At 67.6% G+C, this 21948-nt stretch carries 18 protein-coding genes and 1 pseudogene; 8 read left to right on the forward strand and 11 right to left on the reverse strand.

Features of this window, described 5'->3' with window-relative positions; all coding sequences use genetic code 11:
• Positions 1 to 2 precede the first annotated feature (2 nt).
• The 11 genes and pseudogenes from frr to WDC87_RS11860 form a co-directional block, all read right to left on the reverse strand.
• Entirely contained in the window at positions 3 to 557 is a 555-nt protein-coding gene (frr, locus tag WDC87_RS11810) for a ribosome recycling factor (RefSeq protein ID WP_005415853.1), read from the reverse strand.
• Positions 558 to 653: 96 nt separating this feature from the next.
• Positions 654 to 1382, reverse strand: coding sequence for a UMP kinase (gene pyrH / locus WDC87_RS11815; RefSeq protein WP_005415854.1), 729 nt, complete (start codon positions 1380 to 1382; stop codon positions 654 to 656).
• 120 nt (positions 1383 to 1502) lie between these two features.
• Positions 1503 to 3038: a GGDEF domain-containing protein gene (locus tag WDC87_RS11820; RefSeq protein ID WP_005415855.1), complete on the reverse strand. Its 1536-nt coding sequence runs from the start codon at positions 3036 to 3038 to the stop codon at positions 1503 to 1505.
• Between the two features lie 259 nt (positions 3039 to 3297).
• Entirely contained in the window at positions 3298 to 4173 is an 876-nt protein-coding gene (gene tsf / locus WDC87_RS11825) for a translation elongation factor Ts (RefSeq protein ID WP_053463562.1), read from the reverse strand.
• A 125-nt stretch (positions 4174 to 4298) separates the two neighbouring features.
• Positions 4299 to 5105, reverse strand: a complete 807-nt coding sequence (gene rpsB, locus WDC87_RS11830; protein ID WP_005408748.1) for a 30S ribosomal protein S2 — start codon at positions 5103 to 5105, stop codon at positions 4299 to 4301.
• A 219-nt stretch (positions 5106 to 5324) separates the two neighbouring features.
• Positions 5325 to 6023, reverse strand: a complete 699-nt coding sequence (locus WDC87_RS11835; protein WP_334271697.1) for a molecular chaperone — start codon at positions 6021 to 6023, stop codon at positions 5325 to 5327.
• On the reverse strand, positions 6023 to 6349 hold the full coding sequence (locus WDC87_RS11840; RefSeq protein ID WP_252744685.1) for a hypothetical protein: 327 nt from the start codon (positions 6347 to 6349) through the stop codon (positions 6023 to 6025). The genes WDC87_RS11835 and WDC87_RS11840 overlap by 1 nt, the downstream gene beginning before the upstream one ends.
• Positions 6350 to 6391: 42 nt before the next feature.
• Positions 6392 to 7429 carry a spore coat U domain-containing protein gene (locus WDC87_RS11845; RefSeq protein ID WP_151355118.1) on the reverse strand — a complete coding sequence of 346 codons (1038 nt, stop codon included), beginning with the start codon at positions 7427 to 7429 and terminating at the stop codon, positions 6392 to 6394.
• Positions 7426 to 9799: pseudogene (locus WDC87_RS11850) on the reverse strand (fimbria/pilus outer membrane usher protein). Before WDC87_RS11850 ends, WDC87_RS11845 begins: the two are co-directional and overlap by 4 nt.
• 7 nt (positions 9800 to 9806) lie before the next feature.
• Positions 9807 to 10556: a molecular chaperone gene (locus WDC87_RS11855; protein ID WP_072166808.1), complete on the reverse strand. Its 750-nt coding sequence runs from the start codon at positions 10554 to 10556 to the stop codon at positions 9807 to 9809.
• Entirely contained in the window at positions 10556 to 11086 is a 531-nt protein-coding gene (locus tag WDC87_RS11860; protein WP_072166807.1) for a spore coat U domain-containing protein, read from the reverse strand. Before WDC87_RS11860 ends, WDC87_RS11855 begins: the two co-directional genes overlap by 1 nt.
• A 230-nt stretch (positions 11087 to 11316) precedes the next feature.
• On the opposite strand from WDC87_RS11860, the gene map reads away from it, so the two are divergent.
• The 8 genes from map to WDC87_RS11900 all read left to right on the forward strand — a co-directional run bounded on the left by map (position 11317) and on the right by WDC87_RS11900 (position 21766).
• Positions 11317 to 12102 carry a type I methionyl aminopeptidase gene (gene map / locus WDC87_RS11865; RefSeq protein ID WP_032955117.1) on the forward strand — a complete coding sequence of 262 codons (786 nt, stop codon included), beginning with the start codon at positions 11317 to 11319 and terminating at the stop codon, positions 12100 to 12102.
• A gap of 2 nt (positions 12103 to 12104) precedes the next feature.
• On the forward strand, positions 12105 to 14732 hold the full coding sequence (locus WDC87_RS11870; RefSeq protein WP_252744928.1) for a [protein-PII] uridylyltransferase: 2628 nt from the start codon (positions 12105 to 12107) through the stop codon (positions 14730 to 14732).
• Positions 14732 to 15811: a 2,3,4,5-tetrahydropyridine-2,6-dicarboxylate N-succinyltransferase gene (gene dapD, locus WDC87_RS11875; RefSeq protein WP_088496941.1), complete on the forward strand. Its 1080-nt coding sequence runs from the start codon at positions 14732 to 14734 to the stop codon at positions 15809 to 15811. Before WDC87_RS11870 ends, dapD begins: the two co-directional genes overlap by 1 nt.
• Positions 15812 to 15813: 2 nt before the next feature.
• Positions 15814 to 16680: a hypothetical protein gene (locus tag WDC87_RS11880; protein ID WP_336331301.1), complete on the forward strand. Its 867-nt coding sequence runs from the start codon at positions 15814 to 15816 to the stop codon at positions 16678 to 16680.
• Positions 16681 to 16711: 31 nt separating this feature from the next.
• Positions 16712 to 17083 (forward strand): arsenate reductase, encoded by a 372-nt coding sequence (locus WDC87_RS11885; RefSeq protein ID WP_172412123.1) that lies wholly within the window; start codon positions 16712 to 16714, stop codon positions 17081 to 17083.
• The gene (gene dapE, locus WDC87_RS11890; RefSeq protein ID WP_072166803.1) at positions 17080 to 18207 is read left to right on the forward strand and encodes a succinyl-diaminopimelate desuccinylase; all 1128 of its coding nucleotides are present in this window, start codon (positions 17080 to 17082) and stop codon (positions 18205 to 18207) included. The genes WDC87_RS11885 and dapE overlap by 4 nt, the downstream gene beginning before the upstream one ends.
• A gap of 377 nt (positions 18208 to 18584) precedes the next feature.
• Positions 18585 to 20276 carry an asparagine synthase B gene (asnB, locus tag WDC87_RS11895; RefSeq protein ID WP_301655305.1) on the forward strand — a complete coding sequence of 564 codons (1692 nt, stop codon included), beginning with the start codon at positions 18585 to 18587 and terminating at the stop codon, positions 20274 to 20276.
• A gap of 101 nt (positions 20277 to 20377) precedes the next feature.
• Positions 20378 to 21766, forward strand: coding sequence for a cation:proton antiporter (locus tag WDC87_RS11900; RefSeq protein ID WP_072166801.1), 1389 nt, complete (start codon positions 20378 to 20380; stop codon positions 21764 to 21766).
• Positions 21767 to 21948 lie beyond the last annotated feature (182 nt).

The raw sequence follows: 21948 nt of genomic DNA on the forward strand, positions 1-21948 counted from the left end.
CTTCAGACCGACAGCAGTTCTTTTTCCTTGTCGGCAACGACCTTGTCGACGTCCTTGATGTTGGCGTCGGTCAGCTTCTGGATGTCGTCTTCGCCGCGCTTCTTCTCGTCTTCGCTGATCGCCTTGTCCTTGACCAGCTTGGCGATTTCCTTGTTCGCGTCCTGACGGATGTTGCGGATCGCGATCTTGGCGCCTTCCCCTTCCTTCTGCACCTGCTTGACCAGCTCCTTGCGGCGCTCTTCGGTCGGCGGCGGCATGTTGATGCGGATCGCAGTGCCCAGCGTGTTCGGAGTGAACTCGGCGTTGTAGAGACCCTTTTCGATCTCCTTGATCATGCCTTTGTCGAACGGGGTGACCAGCAGCGAGTGCGCGTCGGCGTTGGAGATCGACGCGACCTGGTTCAGCGGGGTGCTGGCGTTGCCATAGGCGCTGACCGTCACGCGGTCCAGCAGGGCCGGGGTGGCGCGGCCGGTCCGGATGGAGGTGAGGGTGTGCTTCAGAGCGTCAATGCTCTTGGCCATGCGCGTCTGCGCGTTGTTCTTGATGTCGTTGAGCATCGCCCGGTCCTGGATGTATCTGGAATCGGGCGATTATAGGCGAATACGGGACGCTGCCGGGCCTGAATCGGCCCGGTTGTCGCTTTGCGCTCAGGCTCAGGCCGGGTCGCGGCCCTGGACCAGGGTGCCGATGTTCGCTCCGTTGAGGATCTTCAGCAGTTCGCCCGGCTGGCCCATGTCGAACACGCGCATCGGCAGGTCGCTGTCGCGGGCCAGAGCGAAGGCCGCCGTGTCCATCACTTCCAGGCCGCGGCGGATCACTTCGTCGTAGCTCAGGCTGTCGAAGCGGACCGCATCGCTGTGCTTGTTCGGGTCCTTGTCGTACACGCCATCGACCTTGGTGGCCTTCAGCAGCAGGTCGGCGCCGATCTCGATCGCGCGCAGCGCGGCGCCGGAGTCGGTGGTGAAGAACGGGCTGCCGACGCCGGCAGCGAAGATCACCAGACGGCCCTTCTCCAGGTGGCGGATGGCGCGGCGGCGGATGTAGTCCTCGCACACGTCGTTGATCTTGATCGCGCTCATCACCCGGGCCTTGGCACCCAGCTTCTCGAGGGCGTCCTGCATGGCCAGGGCGTTGATGACGGTGGCCAGCATGCCCATCTGGTCGCCGGTTACGCGGTCCATGCCGCCGGCGGCCAGACCGGCGCCGCGGAAGATGTTGCCACCTCCGATCACCAGCGCCACTTCGGCACCGGCCTGCTGGGCTTCGATGACCTCACGGGCGAGGCGATTGATGATCTTGGGGTCGATGCCGTAGTCCTCGTCTCCCATCAGCGCCTCCCCGGACAGTTTCAGAAGGATGCGGCGATAGGCGAGCTTGGACATGGGGACCTCGGGTGCGTGGAAATCGCGGGCGATTCTACGCGCATGCGGCGTTGTGCCAAAGTGTTTTGTGCACTGCGGCGCAGAATCCGGTGGTTCGCCCGATCAGCCGGGGCGTCCCGTTCAGCCCAGTTCGGCGCTGGCCGTGGCCGACAGCTCGTCATGGCCCAGCGCCCCCGGCGAGCGGGCGATCACCCGGTTGCGGCCCAGGTTCTTGGAGCGGTACAGCACGTCGTCGGCGGCGCGCAGCAGGTCCTGGACGTCGGCGAAGCGCTCGTAGCCGCCCTGGGTGGCCACGCCGGCGGAGAAGGTGACGAACAGCGGACCACCCTCCAGCTCGGCCATCGGCGTGGCGACGATGTTGGCCAGCACCCGGCGGATCACGTCCAGGGCCACGCTTTCGCTGGTGTTGGGCAGCAGCGCGACGAACTCCTCGCCGCCGAAGCGGGCCACGGTGTCGCTGTTGCGCAACTGGCCCTGCAGCTTGCCGGCGAAGGCGCGCAGCACCTCGTCGCCGGTCAGGTGGCCGTGGGCGTCGTTGATCTTCTTGAAGTCGTCCAGGTCGATGAAGGCCACCGACAGTGGCCAGCCCTGGCGGCCGGCACGCAGGAATTCCTGCTCCAGCACCGCTTCCAGCTGGCGGCGGTTGAGCACGCCTGTCAATGCATCACGATGGGCCTGGTCGGCCAGGCGCTTGGCGCGCGCCTCGAATTCGTCGGCACGGCGGCGTGCCTGGTCGGCATCCTGCAGTTCGCGCAGGTTGCGCAGCGTGGCCAGTTCCTGCGCGTGATCGATCAGCTCGCGCACCCGCGCCGGCGAATTGAGGCCGGCATCGAACAGGCTGGCGATGTCGGGCAGGGCCTCGCTGATGCGGGCCAGCACCTGGTCGAAGCGCGCGCTGTCCAGCTCCAGGCGGTCGTGCACCTGCTGCAGTGCGCGCTCGCGCGCGGCATCGGCATCGTTATCCAGCCAGATGTCGGCCACTGCGCCGGACAGTTGCACGCAGGCCTGGAATGGCGATTCGGCGGCGTCCTCGTCCTCGCTGTGGCTGATGCTCTCCACCAGGTAACGTGGCAGGCCCCATTGCTCGGCCACCCAGGCGCCGACGTCGGCGTGGCTGCAGCCCAGCGCCTCGCGCTCGCGGGAAACCAGGTCGATGTTGTCGCGTGCCTCGCGCAGCAGTGGCAGGTAGCGCTCCGACTCGGCCTGGGCCAGGCACAGCACGCCCAGGTCCTGCAGCAGTCCGGCCAGCATCAGCTCCTCCAGCCGGCGCAGGCCGCGCGCCTGGCCCAGCTGGCTGGCGGCCAGGGCACTGAGGATGCTGCGCTTCCACGCGCGCTGGCGCAGGTCATGATCGGCGCCACCGCCGGTCAGGCCCTGGGTGACGGTGAAGCCGAGGGCGAGGCTGATCGTGGCGTTCAGGCCCAGCATGGTCAGCGCCTGGCCGAGGTTCTCGATGCGGCGGCGGCTGGCATACAGCGGCGAATTGGCGATGCGCAGCATGCGAGCGCTCAGCGCCATGTCGATGGCGATGATGTCGGCGGCGGTGGCGATGTCCGCTTCCGGGTCCTGAGCCAGTTCGATGATGCGCAGGGCAATACCGGGTGGCGAAGGCAGGTTGCGGCAGAGCGCCAGGGCAGCTGTCAGCTCGGGAGGCATGTCGGGTCGTTCAATTCCATTGGGACAAGAATACCTAGGAATGCATCACAGTCCGCGATTTTCGTTCCTGCTAAGTGACTGAGGATTCCCTGCGACTGAGTATCGGCTTGATTCGAGCGCAACGCAAAGGTGCCGGTTGTGCGCACCAACGGTGCGCACCCACCGATGGGCCATGGGTTAATCCCTGGGCCCATGCATAAAAAAAGAGCCGCGGTTTCCCGCGGCTCCTTCTGGTCGCTTCACAGCCGGAGGGCTGGAATCAGACCTGCATCGCCTTGGCAACTTCGGCGGCGTAGTCTTCCACCACCTTTTCGATGCCTTCGCCGACGATCAGCAGCTTGAAACCTGCCACGTCCGCACCAGCGGCCTTGACCACCTGCTCGACGGTGGTGTCGCCCAGCACGTAGGTCTGGCCGTACAGGGTCACGTCGCTGACGATCTTGTTGATCTTGCCGCTGATGATCTTTTCCAGGATGTCGGCCGGCTTGGCCTTGTCCTTCTCGGTCATCTTGGCCAGCTCGATTTCCTTTTCCTTTTCGACGAACTCGGCCGGAACGTCCGCAGCCTTGTTGTGCGGCGGCTTCAGCGCGGCCACGTGCATCGCCAGGCCACGGGCCAGCTCGACGTCGCCGCCGATCAGGTCGACCAGCACGCCAACCTTGCCGTTGGTGTGGACGTAGGCACCGATGTTGCCGGTGGTGTCGACCTTGACCATGCGGCGGATCTGGATGTTCTCGCCCAGGGTCTGCACGGCGGTGGCGCGGGCTTCTTCTACGGTGCGGCCGTCGGCCAGCGTGGCGGCCTTCACGGCTTCGACGTCATTGGCGCCCGATGCCAGGGCAGCGGCGGCGACGGCGTTGACGAAGGACTTGAAGTTGTCATCGTTGGCGACGAAGTCGGTTTCCGAGTTGACTTCGACCAGCACGGCCTTGCCGCCGTCCTGGGCCAGGCCCAGACGGCCTTCGGCGGCCACGCGGTCAGCCTTCTTGTCGGCCTTGGCAGCGCCGGACTTGCGCATGGCTTCAGCAGCGGCGTTGATGTCGCCGTTGGCTTCGGTAAGCGCCTTCTTGCATTCCATCATGCCGGCGCCGGTGCGCTCGCGCAGTTCCTTGACCAGGGAAGCAGTGATTTCCACGGGATTACCTCACGAAAGAAAGGGGTTGGGCCGGCATGGTGGCCGGCCCGTGTGACACGGTCCTGTCACGCGCCAGGGGCTGCGTGCAGGGAGGGTGGACGCCGGGCGTCCACCCGGGGCCTGGATCAGGCCTGGGCGTCGTCGCCCTTCTTGGCAGCCTTCTTGGCCGGAGCGCGGCGGGCCGGCTTCTCTTCGCCTTCAGCAGCGGCTTCCGCGAACTCTTCCTCGCGCACCGAAGCGGCGTGCGGCGCAGCGGCCTTGCCTTCCAGCACGGCGTCGGCAGCGGCGCGGGCGTACAGCTGCACAGCGCGGATGGCGTCGTCGTTGCCCGGGATGGCGTAGTCCACCAGTTCCGGGTTGTAGTTGGTGTCGACCACGGCGATGACCGGAATGCCCAGCTTCTTGGCTTCCTTGATCGCGATGTCTTCGTGGCCGATGTCGATCACGAAGATGGCGTCCGGCAGGCGGTTCATGTCCTTGATGCCGCCCAGCGAGGCTTCCAGCTTGTCGCGCTCGCGACGCAGGCCCAGCACCTCGTGCTTGACCAGCTTCTCGAAGGTGCCGTCGGTTTCACCGGCTTCCAGTTCCTTCAGGCGGGCAACCGACTGCTTGACGGTACGGAAGTTGGTCAGGGTGCCGCCCAGCCAACGCTGGTTCATGAACGGCATGCCGCAACGCTCGGCTTCTTCCTTGATGGTTTCGCGGGCGCTGCGCTTGGTGCCCAGGAACAGGACGGTGCCGCGCTTCTGGGCAACCGACGAGATGAAGTTCATCGCATCGTTGAACAGCGGGACGGTCTTTTCCAGGTTGATGATGTGGATCTTGCCGCGGGCGCCGAAGATGTACGGAGCCATCTTCGGGTTCCAGTAGCGGGTCTGGTGGCCGAAGTGGACGCCGGCTTCCAGCATCTGACGCATGGTGACCTGGGGCATTGCAATACTCCTGATATGGAACCAGCGATTCCGCCCGCGGGATAGGTATGCGGGACGCGTGGAAGCGCGATCGGTTCCGGGGTTGGGCTTCCCTGTTGCCTCCGTGGCCGAACTCCTCGCGGAGCACCCCGGCACGGATGGGGGCAGCAGGTGTGGATTCACCGGTGACGTCCGGTGTGGACGGGCTCCCGCGCACGCAGGCGGCAGGAATCCGGTCGATTATAGCCCGCTGGGGGCGTCCGCTGCAATTGCAGGGTCAGATGCGGCCAGATCGACCTCGCGGCCGTCCTGCAGACGGGCCCGGAAGTGGCCGCCCACATAGCCATCGGGGCGGGCGGGCAGGGGCCAGCGGCGTTCATGGCCTGCGAGGATATAGCCGGCCAGCCCGGCCACCAGCAGCGACGATTGGCCGTCGGCCGCTATGAACTGCAGATCGTGCAGGCGGCCATGCAGCGTACTGGAATTGCTGAGTCGCAGCATGGCCTGAGGCCCATGTGCCTCGACGCGGGCCTGCAACCGGGCATGCAGCGCTGGCGCCGCTGGGCCGCGGAACAACGGCAGCGAGTAGCGGGGCAATCCCGGCAAGGCCGGCGCCAGTACGATCCGATAGGCCTGTTCACCCACGGATGCTGGCGGACCGCCTGGCAGCAGCCAGACGCGCTGGGTGCTGCCAGGGGGCAGGTCCAGCCGCGCAGGGCTGACCCGGATCCGGTCGCTGGGCTGCAGTCGTTCGGCGTCCAGTTGCTGCTCCCAGGCCAGCACCTGCACCTGGCCCTGCCAGCGGCCGGGCCCCGGATTACGCAGCCACAGTTCGGCGCGGCCGCCTTCGGCGGGTAGCTGCAGGGTGGTCGGCAACAGCTCCAGCGCCGCCGAGGGCTGCGCCAGCAGCAGTCCAAGCAGGATCAGCAGCGCGCGCATCAGTAGATGAGGGTCACGGAGGGCATTGCGCTGTCGTCTGTCGTCGGTGGTGCGAGGTCGCGGACCTGGGGCGGCACCTTGGGGTCGTCACTGCGCTGGTGTGGCGCCGCGCAATGGGGAGCGCCGGCATCGTCGCTGCAGGATTCGACCACGGTCAGCCGGATCTGCAGCGTGCTGCTGCGCGGTTCGGCGCGGGCCGGCGTGCTGGCGACCAGCATCGCCCCGATCAGAAATGCGCGAATCACCTGCCCACCGTGCTGAAAGATCTTGCTGCGCGGTATCGGCTGGATGCGCCGCAACTGTAGCGCCGAGCCCGCGCTCGGCACGGCCTTCGTCCGGTGGGTGCAGACTGTTGGTCGGCACGCAGGTCAGTAGGTGATCGTCACCGTCACCAGGTCGTTGTAGGTGCCGGCCGGGGGCTGGCCGGTGACCGGCGGTACCCGGCCGTAGATGGTCAGCTGCTGTGCGCTTCCGGTGCCGGTGCTGCTGGCCGTGTCAACCGTCAGGGTGTTGCCCCAGCGCTGGCTTCGTGCCGGATCCCGGTACAGCTCGTAGGGGAGGTAATAGGTGCTGTTGCCGATGGTGGTGGCCATGCGCCGGGTGGTGGTGGCGGCGGGATTGTTCTGGCCGTTGTTCAGGCCGACCTGGAAGGCGGTGTTCTTCAGGCAGGTCAGGGTCAGGGTGGCGGTCTGGTCGATGTTGGCCGGGATGCCGCCGGTGACGTTGCCGAAATTCATGTTGGTGGTGACGTAGCTGCCGCATTGCGGCAGCACGTTGGCGGTGGCGGTGAAACTGAAGGCCGCGCTCGCGCTGTTGGTACCGGTGGCGCCGCCGTTGCAGGTGGCGGGAACGGTGGCGGTGCCGAGCAGGACTTCGTTCCAGGCCCAGGTCAGCACCACGCTGGCGCCGCTGAAGGTGCTGCTGTACGCGCCGGAGGCCAGGACCTGGTTGGCCGGAATCTGACCGAACAGCTGCACAGTCTGCGCACCACTGCCGCCGGTCAGCAGCGGTACGTTGTAGCTCATGGTCAGCTCCTGCGCTGGCGGCGTGCCGCGCGGGACCAGGCCAGTGACCTGGCCGAAGCTGGCGTTGTTATATAGCTGGAAATTCATCGTGTCGCTGGTGGAGGTGGCCATCGTGCGGAACGTGGAGCTGCTGCCGCCGCCACTGCCTGCGCCGATGCCCACGCAGACGCGCACGCCGGTGGTGGCCAACAGGCTCAGCGCGGCGGTGGTGCAGGTCACCGTGATGTTGAGGTTGGCCGTGCTCGGGCCGGGTGCATTGCTGTTGATGTTGCCGAACGGCAGGGTCGGATCGGCGACCGCCGTGCAGACCGCGGTGGCACCGGCCGGCGCCGCTGCCAGCAGGCCGGCCCACAGCAGCAGGACGAGCAGCAGCACCCTCATGGCGCCACCTCCGGAATGCACTGCTGCGGTGCCGGCTTCGGGCGGGCACCGGACGCCACCACCTTGGGCAGGTCCGGTACCTTCACCCGGCATGGGCCATGGCTGGTGGTGACGTACAGCACGCTGCCGGCGGCGACGTCTTCCAGATAGAGCAGGCCGTCGTAGCCGACCGTGGCCTGGCGACCGTCAGGCAGCGGCACCTCGCTGCCCGCCTCCAGAGGCTGGCCGTCCATCGCCAGCAGGGTCAGGCTCAGTGACGACCGCGAACGCAGCTGGAAGGTCACGCGGGTGCCGGCGCGCTGGCGCGGCGTGACCCAGTCCTCGATGCGGTCGGCACGCATGTCTTCGGGCAGGTCCAGGGTGTCGATCGAGACCCGGTTGCGCTGCCAGGACAGCAACGGACTGACCAGCAACAGGCCGCGATCGTCGGTGACACCGATCAAGCGGTTCTCCAGCCGCACCGGGACGCCGCCGACGCCATTGGTGCTGATCACCGCGAACGCATCGGATACCTCGCGCGTGGCGAAGGCGTGCCCGCCCATCCACACCAGGCTGCCGCTGGCACTGGCGTAGGCATAGTTGAGCCCGCCCTGGCGCGAGGCACCGAAAGAATAGCGGCCGACATCGTTGAGGATGCCGACCTCGGCCAAGCCGCCGTTGCCGTCCTCGCCGTGGCGCAGCTGCGCGCGCCAGCCGACGCCGCCGGCGCTGCCATCGCCGGGCACCGGCTGGGTCACGTCCGCGACCCAGCTCTGGCTGTCGCCGTTGCGCTGGCTGGAGAGGCTGGCCTGGCGATTGTTGCCCAGGCTGGCAGTCATCGACAGGTAGATGCTGCGGTCATCGCTGCGGTCCAGGTTCTGGTTCACCGACAGGTAGGCCGACCAGCGTTGGCTCCAGGTGCGCGACCAGAACAGGCTGGCATAGCGGTTGTCGTCGCCGTTGGGGTAGCGCAGGCGCAGATAGCTGGCGCTGAGCGTGCCAAGCCGCAGCAGGTCCAGGCCGACCGTGGCCTGCTCGCTGATGCTTGGTGGCAGGTTGCCCTGCAGCGCGCCCAGGTCGCGGTAGTCGCCGTGGCTGCGCACGCTGCGCAGATTGACGTTGAAGCGACGGTTGTTCCAGCTGTAGCCCAGCGCCCATTGCCCACCCTGCAGGCCGTGGTAGTCACTGTGCGCATAGGCGGCATTGAACACGCCGGCGGCGCCGAGCAACCACCAGCCGCCAATGCCGCCCTGGGCCAGGCCGCCGCCGCCTTCGGCATGCGCCTCGCCGGTGAACGTGTCGGTGACACCGCCGCGCCAGCTGGCGCTGGCCACCGTGCGATCGTCATAGGCGAAGGAGCGCTCGCCGAAATCCCGGCGCAGGTGGCCGACGCCGACCGACCAGTCCGACAGGCCCTTGGCCAGCAGCTGCTGGGTGCCGTAGAAACTGAAGTCCAGCGTCTGCATGCGGCCGAATGCGTCGGTCACCACCACCTGCGCGTTGCCGGTGCCGCTGATGCCGGGCTGTGCTGCGAGCTGGAAGGGACCGACCGGCACCTGCCCGCTGTACTGGCGCAGGCCATCGACATACAGCTCGACCGTGGAGGGCACCACGGCCTGGCCGAGGAAACTCGGCGTGGGCGTCAGCACGCGGTAGGGCTGCAGGCCATAGTTGCGGCCGATCTGCAGGCCACCCAGGCGCACGGGGCGGGTCCAGTCGACGAACCCGCTGTAGAAATCGCCGATCTCCAGGGTCGTTGCGCTATCGGGGAAATCCAGGCTCCAGCGCGTGTCCAGGCGCACGCTCTCGCCGCGCCAATGGCGGTCGCCGGGTTGCTGGTAGCGGCGGCTGATGGCGGTGTTCTCGAAAGTGCCATTGCCGATACCGAATACGCGCAGCTCCGAGCTCAGGCTGAGGTTGCCGAGCGTGTCCACCCGGCTGCCGTAGACGTTGTAGTTGAGCAGCACGCCGGGCGAGGCGCTGCCGGTGGGGGCGCGCGTCTGCGGGCGGCTGAGCACGGTGGTGGGCAGTGTCAGCTGGTCCAGCGGCACGTCCAGCGCCAGGGTCTGCATGTGGGCGTCGTAGCGCACCACCGCACCGCTGATCTGGTCCAGGTAGACCGGTGCATCGCCGCTGGCGTTGAAGCCGAGCTGGCGCAGCACTTCGGGGCTGGCCTGCAGCCGGCCACGGTTCTCGATGAACGGCAGCAGGCCGCGCGGCGTGCTGTTGAGCGACACATCCAGGTACAGCGTCTGGCTGGCGGTCAGCGGGGTGGGGGGGGGGCAGGATCGCATCGGCCGACACGCCGGATACATCAGCCGCCGTGGCCACGCCGGACACATCGGCGGCCTCGGTCGCCGCGGGAACCAGGGCAGCCAGCAACGCGCCCATCATGGCCTCAGCGAGCCGGTGGGGGCGACAGTGGCGTCTGTTCCGACTCGCCATTGAGCTTGGCCGTGATCTGGTCGTTGTCGCGGTCGATCGCCGTGCGTTCGATCGGCCAGCGCATCACCTGGCCGGGCAGTACGTAGCCCAGCAGCCCGGGATGGACGATGCGTGGGCGCGTGGCGCTGCCCAGCGCGAGATCGGCGATCTGAGCGTAACTGTTGCCCGAATTGGCTACTTCGACGCCGTTGCGGCCGTCCGCCAGCTTTACCAGCCGGGCCTGCAGCTGCGGCGCCAGCGTGCCGGCCGAGGGCTGCACGAACACCGGGATCGAATAGCGCAGGACGAACTGCATGCCACCCGCGCGGATGGCCAGGTCGGGCACCTCGTCAACGATCAGGCGGTAATGTTGCTGTGCCGCTGGCGGTTCCTTGTCCGCACGCATGACCCGCACCAGCTGCTGCTGTCCGGCGGCCAGTTCCTGCATCGGCGGGGTGGCCATCAACGCATCGGTGGGCAGCAGCTGTTCCTGGCCGTCCTGCTGCACCCAGCGGAACACGCGTACCTGCAGCTTCACCGGCGAGGTGCCGCTGTTGGTCAGCCACAATTCGCCGGCACGCTGGCGGGCTTCCAGCTGCAGGCTGGTCGGGGCGACCTGCAGGCTGGTGGCGCCGGCGGCCGCGATGGCAAGCAGGTACAGGGCGAGCAGCGCCACGCCGGTGGCGCGCCACGGGCGGGATCCGGCCATGCGGGCGTGCTCCATCAATAGGTGATCGTGGCGGTAACCGTATCCAGGTAGCTACCGGCGGCCGGGTTGTTGGTGCTCAGGTTCAGGATCTGGCCGTAGACGATGTAGGGCACGGCCAGGCCGGTGCCGATGCCGGCCTGGGTGTTGGTGCCGGTTGTGGCGCCCCAGACCAGGGTATGTGCGGCATCCTGGTAGAGCTGGTAGCCGACATAGTTGTTGGCGGTCACCGCCGCATTGGTGTTCTTCATCCGCCGGGTGGTGACGTCGTTGGCGGTGCTGGCATTGGCGCCCGCATTCAGTGCAATCGTGTAGGGCGTCAGTGCCGAGCACTGGGCGGTCACCGTGCCCTGGCCCAGGGTGGGCGTGGTGGTGGTTGATGCCGCGGTGCCGAAGTCCACGTTGGTGGCGGCCGCCGCCGTGATGGTGCAGGCCTTGGTGACCACCAGGGTGACATTGAAGGTGGTGGTGTCGGCGGCCAGTGCCGGGCTGGACAGCAGGAACCCGGCCACGGCCCATGCCAGCGGGGATCGAACTGGGGATCGCATGAACAACCTCCCTGACCCGAAGGTCCGTTGAACAAGGCGAAGACGGCACGTTCGGTGCCGCTTTGACGACGGTGGATCCAGCTTAGGAGGCGTAAGTGTCTGTAATCCGTGATAATTAGGCAGACGAAAGAGCGGAGACCATCACGCTTTCACTTTCCTTGCCGGAACCGTGCATCACCCGGATCGGCAGTTGGGTGGCGTTCGTTCAGATTGCGGCCGGATCGGCGATAATGGGTGCCATGAGCGTGAATCTGAAAACCCCGCAGGAAATCGAGATGATGCGCATCGCCGGCCGCCTGGCCAGCGAAGTGCTCGACATCGTCACCCCCCACGTCAAGCCCGGTGTCACCACCGAGGAACTGGACCGCATCTGCCACGACCACATCGTGAACGTGCAGGGCGCGATTCCGGCCAACGTCGGCTACCGCGGCTTCCCGAAGACCGTGTGCACCTCGGTCAACAATGTCATCTGCCACGGCATCCCCAGCGAAGGGAAGGTGCTCAAGGATGGCGACATCATCAATATCGACGTCACCGTCATCAAGGACGGCTGGCACGGCGACACCAGCCGCATGTACTTCGTCGGCACCCCGTCGGTGATGGCGCGCCGCCTGGTGGAAACCACGTACGAAGCCATGTGGCGCGGCATCCGCGCGGTGCGCCCGGGCGCCACCCTGGGCGACATCGGCCATGCCATCCAAAGCTATGCCGAAGGCGAGCGTTTCAGCGTGGTGCGCGAGTACTGCGGCCACGGCATCGGCAAGGTCTACCACGACGAGCCGCAGGTGGTGCACTACGGCCGCCCGGGCCAGGGCCTGGTGCTGCAGCCGGGCATGACCTTCACCATCGAGCCGATGATCAACGAGGGTACCCGCTACAACAAGGTGCTGCCGGATGGCTGGACCGTGGTGACCAAGGACCGCAAGCTGTCGGCGCAGTGGGAGCACATGGTCGCGGTCACCGAGACCGGCGTCGACGTGCTGACGCTGTCGCCGGGCGAGTCGCAGGTCTCCTGACGATGCTGCCGGCGAGTTCGCTGCTGGACACGCCGGCCGCGTCGCTCAACGACCCGGATTGGGCTGCTGCCGCGCGCCAGGCGCTGCAGCAGGCCGACGCGCGCCTGTATCGCCGCTTCGACCAGGGCGACAACATCGAGCGCCTGCTGGCGCTGCGGGCGCGCGCGGCCGACCATCTGATCCGCTTGGCCTGGCAGCGTTGCCTGCCGGCCGACAGCGGCCTGTCGCTGTTCGCGGTCGGTGGCTATGGCCGGGGTGAACTGTTTCCGCGTTCGGACATCGACCTGCTGGTGTTCGGCGACCCGCCCGCACAACTGGCGCATGAAGCGGCATTGGCACGCCTGTTCGCGCTGCTGTGGGACTGCGGATTGGCGGTCAGCCATGCGGTGCGTTCTGCATTGCAGTGCCGCGAGGCGGCGGCTGACCAGACCGTGCTGACCGCGCTGATCGAGGCGCGTCCGATCCTGGCCGATGATGCGGCGCGCCGTGCGCTGCGCGAGGCCATCGACGACCGTGAGCTGTGGCCGGCGCGTGCCTTCTTCCTGGCCAAGCTGGAAGAGCTGCGCAACCGCCACCAGCGCTTCGGCGACACTGCCGACAACCTGGAGCCGGATCTCAAGGATGGTCCCGGCGGCCTGCGCGATCTCAACACGCTGGGCTGGATGGCGCTGCGCGCCTTCGGCGTACGCGACCTGGAAGCGCTGGTCGGCCTGGGCCACCTGGGTGCCGACGAAGCGGCTGCGCTGAAGCGCGAGCGTGCGGTGCTGGCGCGGCTGCGCTTCGGCCTGCACCTGGTCGCGCGCCGCCCGGAAGAACGGTTGCGCTTCGATTACCAGAAGACCCTGGCCGCGCGCCTGGGCTTCGAAGACGATGCCGAGAATCTCGGTGTCGAGAAAATGATGCAGGGCTTCTACCGCGCCGCGCTGGTGGTGCGCCGGATCAGCGACCGCCTGCTGCAGCGCTTCGAGGAACAGTTCGATGGCGAGGCCCAGCCGGAACCGCTGACCGTGGGCTTCTCCCTGCGCCGCGGCTACCTGGCCGCCAACGAGGCCGACTGGCCGCGCGGTGACATCGGCCAGGTGTTCGCCCTGTTTTCCAGCTGGGCCAACAATCCACAGGTGCGAGGCCTGCATTCGCTGACCGCGCGCGCGCTGGCCGAAGCGCTGCCGTTGTTGCCGGCCTACGACCAGGCCGATGCCGATGCACGCGAGCAGTTCCTGTCCCTGCTGCGCGGCCAGCGTCCGGTCGACACGCTTTCGCGCATGGCGCGGCTGGGTGTGCTTGGCCAGTGGATCCCCGCGTTTGCCCAGGTCAGCGGGCGCATGCAGTTCGACCTGTTCCATGTCTATACGGTCGACCAGCACACGCTGATGGTCCTGCGCAACATCGGCCAGTTCGCCAGCAGCCGTGCCGACGAACGCTTCTCGATCGCGCACGAAGTGTGGCCCCGCCTGCGCAAGCCGGAACTGCTGCTGCTGGCCGGCCTGTTCCATGACATCGCCAAGGGCCGCGGCGGCGACCACTCGGAGCTGGGTGCGGTGGACGCGCGTGCGTTCTGCCAGGCGCATGCGCTCAGTGGCACCGATACCGAGCTGGTGGCATGGCTGGTCGAACAGCATCTGCGCATGTCGGTGACCGCGCAGAAGCAGGACATCGCCGATCCGGTAGTGATCCATCGCTTCGCCACCCTGGTCGGCAGCCGCGACCGCCTGGACTACCTGTACCTGCTGACCTGTGCAGACATCGCCGGCACCAGCCCGAAGCTGTGGAATGCCTGGAAGGACCGCCTGCTGGCCGACCTGTACTTCGCCACCCGGCGCGCGCTGCGCGAGGGGCTGGAGCATCCGGTACCGGCCGCCGAACGCGTGGCCGAGGCACGTGACAGCGTGCGCGCACTGGTGCGCGAGCAGGGTTACGACGACGCCACCATCGATCGCCAGTTCGCGGTGATGCCGGATGAGGGCTTCATTCGTCTGCGCCCCGAGCAGCTGGCCTGGCAGGCAGCTGCGCTGGTGCCGGTGAAGCAGGGCCAGGTGCTGGTGAAGGTGCGCCGGATCAGTGTGGATGACCCGGCGCTGGAAGTGTTCGTGCACTCGCCCGACCGCGACGGCCTGTTCGCCGCGATCGTGATGACCCTGGACCGCAAGGGCTATGGCATTCACCGCGCACGCGTGCTGGACGGTCCGGCCGATACCATCTTCGATACCTTCGAAGTGAACCCGGCCGACACGTTTGCCGATGGCAGCAGTGCCAACCTGGAGGCGGCGCTGCGCGAGGCACTCAGTGGTGACCTGTCGCGCCTGCGGCCGTCGCGCCGTGTGGTACCGCGGCAACTGCGGCACTTCCGCTTCGCCCCGCGCATCGAGTTCCGCGATGAACCGGGCGCAACCCGTTTTGCCCTGGTCGCTCCCGACCGTCCCGGCCTGCTGGCCGATGTGGCGTTCGTGCTGCGCAACCAGGGCCTGCGCGTGCATGATGCGCGCATTGCCACGTTCGGCGAGCGCGCCGAAGACACCTTCGTGATCAGTGACGAACACGACCTCCCCCTGACTGAACCTGCCCGGCAGCAGCTGCATGACGCAATGCTGGCCTGCCTGGACCCTGATCGAAACGCCGGAGACCCCGCCTGATGGCCACCAAGCCCGCCAAGAAGACCGCCGCGACCCCCAAGAGCGCAGCGGCCCGGAAACCTGCTGCAGCCGCACCGGCCGCAAAGAAGGCCACTGCGCCGAAGAAGGCCGCTGCGGTGAAGGCCCCGGCGAAGAAAACGGCTGCGGTCAAGCGTGCTGTGAAGAAGCCGGCCCCGGCCAAGAGCGCCGAAGCCGTCCGCGCCGAAACCATCGCCCGCAAGTCGCTGCGCAAGCCGTCGGCACCCGGCGTGGAAGAACTCAGGTTCGGCATCGAGAGCGCCTTCGAGCGCCGCGCCACCTTGACCCTGCATGAGCTGGAAGGCTCGACCAGGCCGCTGGTCAACCGCGTGATCGACGGTCTCGAGAGCGGTGAATTCCGCGTCGCCGAGCCGGACGGCCAGGGCGGCTGGAAGGTCAACGAGTGGCTGAAGAAGGCCGTGCTGCTGTATTTCCGCGTCAACGACATGGCGGTGGTCGATGCACGACCGGCACCGTTCTGGGACAAGGTCGAATCGCGCTTCGCCGGCTACGACGAAGCGAAGTTCCGCCGGAGCGGCGTGCGCGTGGTGCCGGGCGCGATTGCCCGCCGCGGCTCGTACTTCGGCAAGGACGTGGTGTTGATGCCGAGCTTCACCAACATCGGAGCCTACGTCGGCGAAGGCACCATGGTCGACACCTGGGCCACGGTGGGTTCGTGCGCGCAGATCGGCAAGCACTGCCACCTGTCCGGCGGTGCCGGCATCGGCGGCGTACTGGAGCCGCTGCAGGCCAGCCCGACCATCATCGAGGACCACTGTTTCATCGGTGCGCGTTCGGAAGTGGTGGAAGGCGTGGTGGTCGGCCACCACAGCGTGATCGGCATGGGCGTGTTCCTCAGCCAGAGCACCCGCATCTACAACCGCGCCACCGGCGAGATCAGCTACGGCTACATCCCGCCGTACAGCGTGGTGGTGTCCGGCTCGCTGCCGAGCAAGGACGGCACCCACTCGCTGTACTGCGCGGTGATCGTCAAGCAGGTTGATGCCAGGACCCGCAGCAAGACCAGCGTCAACGACCTGCTGCGCGGCCTGGCCGACTGAAGGTGAGTGCGCCGGAGGACCTGGCGCAGTCCGCGATCTACCGGCATCCGTCCGACAACGCGCTTGGACGGATGCTGCCGCGCCTGCTGCACGCTCCGCGCTGGACCCGGTTGCGCCGGGCACTGTCGCGGCGCTGGCCGATGCCGGTGCTGGCCAGCGACGTGCGCGACGTGGTCTACGCGAGCTGGTGGGTCGATGTGCGCCATGCCCCGCCAGCGCCACCTGGCCACCACTACGTGGTCCATGCCGGACGCACGCCTTATACCGTTCTCAGCTATCGCCATGGCCATTTCGGGCCGGTGCTGGCGGGACCGTTGCGCTGCTTGATGCCGTCGCCAAGGCAGAGCAACTGGCGCTGGTACCTGCGCCGTGACCATGATCCAGGCGGGGCCCCGGTGGTGCTGTTCGATCGCAACGTGATGGACCAGCTGGCCTTCGTCGCCGGCGCGCGCGCTTTCAGCGATGCCATGCAGCCCCACCTGTCCACGCGCTTCGAGCATGTGGTGCGCGCCGATGGCGATGGGCACACCCTGATCGAAGGCGGGCAGGGCAGTGCGCCTGCCCTGCACCTGCAGTGGCGGGCCGCTGCGGGCTGGGAGGACGGGGCGTGGCGGGGGGCCTTCGGTGGCCATCAGGCCCTGCTGCGCTTCCTGACCTGCCAGGATGAGGCCGTTGCGCGCACCTGTGACCGGCACTGGGCCAGCACCCGCATCGCGCTGCCGGTGGATGTCGACAGCCTGCAGCCGCTGCAGCTGGAAGGCGAACTGCAGTGCCCGCGCCTGCAGGCGATGGACGTGGCGCTGCACGAGGGGCTGGCCTTCCGGCTGCCAAGGGTACCGTTCCGGGTCGTGTCCGAGCGCCTGTTGTGAGATTCTGGGCCTCTGTTTTCCAGCATCACAGATGGCCATGAGCACCACTGTCTACGGTTTGAAGAACTGCGATACCTGCAAGAAGGCGACCAAGTGGCTGGACCGCTTCGGCGTGCCGTACACCTTCGTTGACTACCGCGACAACAAGCCGAGCCCGGAAACACTGCTGGCGTGGGCTGAGCAGCTGGGTGGCCTGGCCGCGATGGTCAACAGGTCCTCCACCACCTGGCGGCAGCTGCCGGACAACCGCAAGGCCGCCGATTCCGAGGCCGAATGGAAGCTGCTGCTGCGCGAGTACCCGCAGCTGATCAAGCGCCCGCTGGTGGTCACCGCCGACGGCACGGTCAGCCAGGGTTTCAGTGACAATGGCTTCAAGGCCCGCTTCGGCGTGGGTGACGCGTGAGCGCGGTCCTCGACCTGACCTGCGAGCTGATCGCACGGCCCTCGGTGACGCCCGATGATGCCGGCTGCCAGGCACTGCTGGCGGCACGCTTGAAGCAGGCCGGGTTCCAGTGCGATCACCTGCGGCTGGGCGAGGTCGACAACCTGTGGGCGACCCATGGCCAGGGCGCGCCGGTACTGGTGCTGCTGGGCCATACCGACGTGGTGCCGACGGGGCCGCGCGAGGCCTGGACCAGCGATCCTTTCACGCCGACGATCCGTGATGGCGTGCTGTATGGTCGCGGCACCGCCGACATGAAGGGCAGCGTGGCGGCGTTCGTGGTGGCGGCCGAGCAGTTCGTTGCCGCGCATCCCGATCACCCCGGCACGCTGGCGGTGCTGCTGACCAGCGACGAGGAGGGCGATGCCATCGATGGCGTGCGCCACGTCGCACGGCTGTTCGCCGAGCGCGGCCAACGCATCGACTGGTGCATCACCGGCGAGCCGTCGTCGACCGCGACGCTCGGTGACCTGCTGCGCGTGGGTCGTCGTGGCAGCCTGTCGGCCAAGCTGCGGGTGCAGGGCGTACAGGGCCATGTGGCGTACCCGGAGAAGGCGCGCAACCCGATCCACCAGGCGGCGCCCGCCCTGGCCGAGTTGAGCGCACGGCGCTGGGATGACGGCTACGAGAGTTTCCCGCCGACCAGCCTGCAGGTCTCCAACATCCATGCCGGTACGGGCGCCAACAATGTGATTCCCGGCGAGCTCGAAGTGGATTTCAACATCCGCTACAACCCGCACTGGGATGCGCCGAAACTGGAAGCGGAGATCACCGCGCTGCTGGATCGGCATGCCCTGCAGTACACGCTGAAGTGGCATCGCAGCGGCGAACCGTTCTACACCCCGGAAGGCACGCTGCGCGCCACCGCGCGCGCGGTGCTGGCCGAGCACATCGGTCGTGCCCCTGAGGAAAGCACTGGTGGCGGCACCTCCGATGCGCGCTTCATCGCGCCATTGGGCGCGCAGTGCATTGAAGTGGGGCCGGTCAACGCCAGCATCCACCAGGTGGACGAGAACGTGCGCGTGGACGAACTGGAAGCGCTGCCCGGGCTGTACCAGCGGCTGGTGGAGCGGCTGCTGGTGTGAGGCATGGCACCGGGCACGGCCCGGCGCTACCCCTGTGGGCCGACTGCTGGGTGCCGACCGTTGGTCGGCACACCTTCACCTGGTTGCCAACGCAACGGTTGCGCCGTGCCGGAAACCGGGGTAGGGTCGATGCCATGTCGATCCGCCTGGCCACCGCCGTCAATAACAACAACCGCAATAATCTGCGCGCGAATAATCATGCGCGGCCGATGCGGGACTGCGCCCTGGGTAGATAGACAGCAACACACGCCCGGACACCAGAAAACCCGCATCGGTCGATGCGGGTTTTTTTTGTGCCCGGGCGCAGCCCCACCCGGGCCTGGATGGCCGGTCGAACACCCTCCCACCCGTGAAATTCCCCCAACAGGAGCTCCCCCATGTGTTCGATCTTCGGAATCTTCGGCCTGCAGGCCGGTGACGATCTTCCGGCCCTGCGCCGCCATGCGCTGGAACTGTCGCAGCGCCAGCGCCACCGCGGCCCGGACTGGAGCGGCGTGTATCTTGACGAAGGTGCGCTGCTGGTCCACGAGCGGCTGGCCATCGTCGACCCGGCCGGCGGCTCGCAACCGCTGCTGTCGGCCGACGGCCAGCTGGCGCTGGCGGTCAACGGCGAGATCTACAACCACCAGCAACTGAAGGCCGCACTGACCACCGCCTATGACTTCCAGACCGGTTCGGACTGTGAAGTAATCAATGCGCTGTACCGCCAGGGCGCTTCGCCGGCGCAGTGGCTGGAGCAGCTCAACGGCATCTTCGCGTTCGCGCTGTGGGACCGTGGTGCCGGTCGTGTGCTGGTGGCGCGCGACCCGGTCGGCGTGGTGCCGCTGTACTGGGGCCACGATGCCCAGGGACGTCTGCGAGTGGCCTCGGAAATGAAGGCACTGGTCGATACCTGTGCCGACGTCGCGCAGTTCCCGCCGGGCCACTATTTCGACAGTGCCAGCGGTGAGCTGGTGCGCTACTACCAGCAGCCGTGGCGCGACTACGCTGACGTGCAGGGTCGCCAGGCCGATCTGGCCGAGCTGCGCCAGGCCTTCGAGCATGCGGTGGAACGCCAGCTGATGAGCGATGTGCCGTACGGCGTGCTGCTGTCTGGTGGCCTGGACTCGTCGCTGGTGGCGGCGGTGGCCGCGCGCTATGCACGCCGTCGCATCGAGGATGGGGGGCAGACCGAAGCCTGGTGGCCGCGCCTGCACTCGTTCGCAATCGGCTTGAAGGGCTCTCCCGATCTGGCCGCCGCTGCAATCGCCGCCGAAGCGCTGGGCACCGTGCATCACGGCTTCGAGTACACGTTCGAGGAGGGCCTTGATGCACTGCCGGAAGTGATCCGCCATATCGAAACCTACGACGTCACCACCATCCGCGCATCGACGCCGATGTTCCTGCTGGCACGGCGGATCAAGGCCATGGGGGTGAAGATGGTGCTTTCCGGCGAGGGCAGCGACGAGATCTTTGGTGGCTACCTGTATTTCCACAAGGCGCCGGATGCGCGTGAATTCCACGACGAACTGGTACGCAAGCTCGACGCGCTGCACAACTACGACTGCCTGCGCGCCAACAAGTCGATGATGGCCTGGGGCGTGGAGCCGCGTGTGCCGTTCCTGGATCGCGAATTTCTCGATGTGGCGATGCGCTTCGACGCCGCGCACAAGATGGTCGGTGCGGGCTTTGGTGGCCGCCGCATCGAGAAGGCGGTGTTGCGCGAGGCGTTCGAAGGCTACCTGCCGGACAGCATCCTGCGGCGGCAGAAGGAGCAGTTCAGCGATGGCGTTGGCTATGGCTGGATCGACGGGCTGAAGGCGCATGCCGAAGCTCGGGTGAGCGACCGTGTGCTGGCAGCGGCCGACAAGCGCTTCCCGCACAACCCGCCGCAGACCAAGGAGGCCTACTACTATCGTCATCTGTTCGAGCAGTTCTTCCCGAGCCGTGCGGCCGCCGAGACCGTGCCGGGTGGCAAGTCCATTGCCTGCTCGTCGCCGGCGGCGATCGCGTGGGATGCCAGCTTCGCCGCAGCTGCAGATCCGTCGGGGCGCGCGATCGCTGGCGTGCACGAGCAGGCACTGGCGTAAGCCCCGAAAAAGGGACGGAGCGGGACCGGGGCGCTTGTGCCACTAACGACTTAATCTCCTCCGTCCCCTTTTTGTATGATCGCCCCCCTGCACATTGGGGAATGTTCATGGACGTACACAGCGGGGGCCCGGCGCCACCGACGAAGTGGGGATGGCGCTACCTGGCCTGGGCCGGGGTCCCGCTGCTGGCTGGCGTGCTGCTGGCCCGTTATGCCGGGCCGGCGGCGCCCGAGGCTGTTGCCCGCGCCACGGCCACGGCCGAAGCCACCTGGGTGCAGCATCTGGCGTCGCCGCTGGGCCTGTTCCTGCTGCAGCTGCTGGTGCTGTTGCTGGTGGCCAAGGGCGCAGGCGCGCTGCTCAAGCACTTTGGACAACCGGCGGTGATCGGCGAGATGGCCGCCGGCCTGATGATGGGCCCATTGATGCTCGGCAGCCTGTTGCCGCCGCTGCATGGAGCCCTGTTCCCGCCCAGCTCGCTGGGCCCGCTGGGCATGCTCAGCCAGTTGGGTGTGCTGATGTTCCTGCTGGTGGCCGGTGCCGAGCTGGACCTGGCGGCGCTGCGTGGACGCCGGCGTTTTGCCTTTACGGTCAGCCATGCCGGCATTGCGGTGCCGTTCGTGCTTGGCGTCGCCCTGGCGATCTGGCTGTACCCGCAGCACGGTCCGCAGGGCGTGGGCTTCACCGCATTCGCACTTTTCGTTGGCATATCGATGAGCATCACGGCCTTCCCTGTGTTGCTGCGTATCCTTGCCGACCGCGGTATCACGCAGGCGCCACTGGGGCAGACCGCGATTGCCTGCGCTGCATTGGGTGATGCCACCGCGTGGTGCCTGCTGGCGCTGATCGTGGCGGCTGCACAGGCCAGCGGATGGCTGCCGGCCAGCCTCAACCTGCTGTGCGTAGTCGCCTTTGTGGCGCTGATGCTGGGGCTGGTGAAGCCGTGGTTCGCCCGCCAGCAGATCGCGCCGGGTCGTGAGGGACGCTGGCTGCTCGGCATCCTGCTGCTGTCGCTGGCCAGTGCCCTGGTCACCGAGATGCTCGGCATCCATGCGCTGTTCGGTGCGTTCGCGGCTGGCGTGGCGGTGTCGTCAAATGTGCAGTTGCGCGAGCTGCTGATGGCGCGCGTCGAACCGTTCGCGGTGACGCTGCTGCTGCCGCTGTTCTTCGCCATGACCGGGCTGCGCATGCGCGCCGATACGCTGCAGGCCAGCGATGTCCTGTTGTGCGTGGTGGTGATCGCGGTAGCGACGACCGGCAAGCTGCTGGGCACCTTCAGTGCCGCACGCAGTGCCGGCATGCCCACCCGTGAGGCGTGGCGGCTGGGTGCACTGATGAACACCCGTGGCCTGATGGAGCTGATCGTGCTCAACCTGGGTTACGAACTTGGCCTGCTCGGTGACCGGCTGTTCGCGGTGCTGGTGATCATGGCGCTGGTGACAACGGCGATGACCGGGCCACTGTTGAACCTGATCGAGCGGCGCAGGGGCTGAGCGTTGAACGGTAGTGGGGGGGGGGGGGGGGGGGCCCCGCGCTGGGGGGGGGGGGGGCCGCGGGGGGGGGGCGGGCGCGGGGGCCCCCCCCCGGGCCCCCCCGCCCGGTGGGGTGCGGCGTGGGCCGGCCGCCCGCCGGCCGGCCCCCGCGCCCCCAGCCCGTGTGGGCGGCGGCCCCCGAA

The sequence above is a fragment of the Stenotrophomonas maltophilia group sp. Smal12 genome (assembly GCF_037079935.1).
Taxonomy (GTDB): Bacteria; Pseudomonadota; Gammaproteobacteria; order Xanthomonadales; family Xanthomonadaceae; genus Stenotrophomonas; species Stenotrophomonas sepilia.

Excerpts from the sequence above, each read along its gene's own strand:
- frr (WP_005415853.1), bottom strand. The coding sequence starts at position 557 with ATGCTCAACGACATCAAGAACAACGCGCAGACGCGCATGGCCAAGAGC.
- pyrH (WP_005415854.1), bottom strand. The coding sequence starts at position 1,382 with ATGTCCAAGCTCGCCTATCGCCGCATCCTTCTGAAACTGTCCGGGGAG.
- WDC87_RS11820 (WP_005415855.1), bottom strand. The coding sequence starts at position 3,038 with ATGCCTCCCGAGCTGACAGCTGCCCTGGCGCTCTGCCGCAACCTGCCT.
- rpsB (WP_005408748.1), bottom strand. The coding sequence starts at position 5,105 with ATGCCCCAGGTCACCATGCGTCAGATGCTGGAAGCCGGCGTCCACTTC.
- WDC87_RS11835 (WP_334271697.1), bottom strand. The coding sequence starts at position 6,023 with ATGCGCGCGCTGCTGATCCTGCTTGGACTGCTGCTGGCGCAGCCCTCG.
- WDC87_RS11845 (WP_151355118.1), bottom strand. The coding sequence starts at position 7,429 with ATGAGGGTGCTGCTGCTCGTCCTGCTGCTGTGGGCCGGCCTGCTGGCA.
- WDC87_RS11855 (WP_072166808.1), bottom strand. The coding sequence starts at position 10,556 with ATGGAGCACGCCCGCATGGCCGGATCCCGCCCGTGGCGCGCCACCGGC.
- WDC87_RS11860 (WP_072166807.1), bottom strand. The coding sequence starts at position 11,086 with ATGCGATCCCCAGTTCGATCCCCGCTGGCATGGGCCGTGGCCGGGTTC.
- map (WP_032955117.1), top strand. The coding sequence starts at position 11,317 with ATGGGTGCCATGAGCGTGAATCTGAAAACCCCGCAGGAAATCGAGATG.
- WDC87_RS11870 (WP_252744928.1), top strand. The coding sequence starts at position 12,105 with ATGCTGCCGGCGAGTTCGCTGCTGGACACGCCGGCCGCGTCGCTCAAC.
- dapD (WP_088496941.1), top strand. The coding sequence starts at position 14,732 with ATGGCCACCAAGCCCGCCAAGAAGACCGCCGCGACCCCCAAGAGCGCA.
- WDC87_RS11885 (WP_172412123.1), top strand. The coding sequence starts at position 16,712 with ATGGCCATGAGCACCACTGTCTACGGTTTGAAGAACTGCGATACCTGC.
- asnB (WP_301655305.1), top strand. The coding sequence starts at position 18,585 with ATGTGTTCGATCTTCGGAATCTTCGGCCTGCAGGCCGGTGACGATCTT.
- WDC87_RS11900 (WP_072166801.1), top strand. The coding sequence starts at position 20,378 with ATGTTCATGGACGTACACAGCGGGGGCCCGGCGCCACCGACGAAGTGG.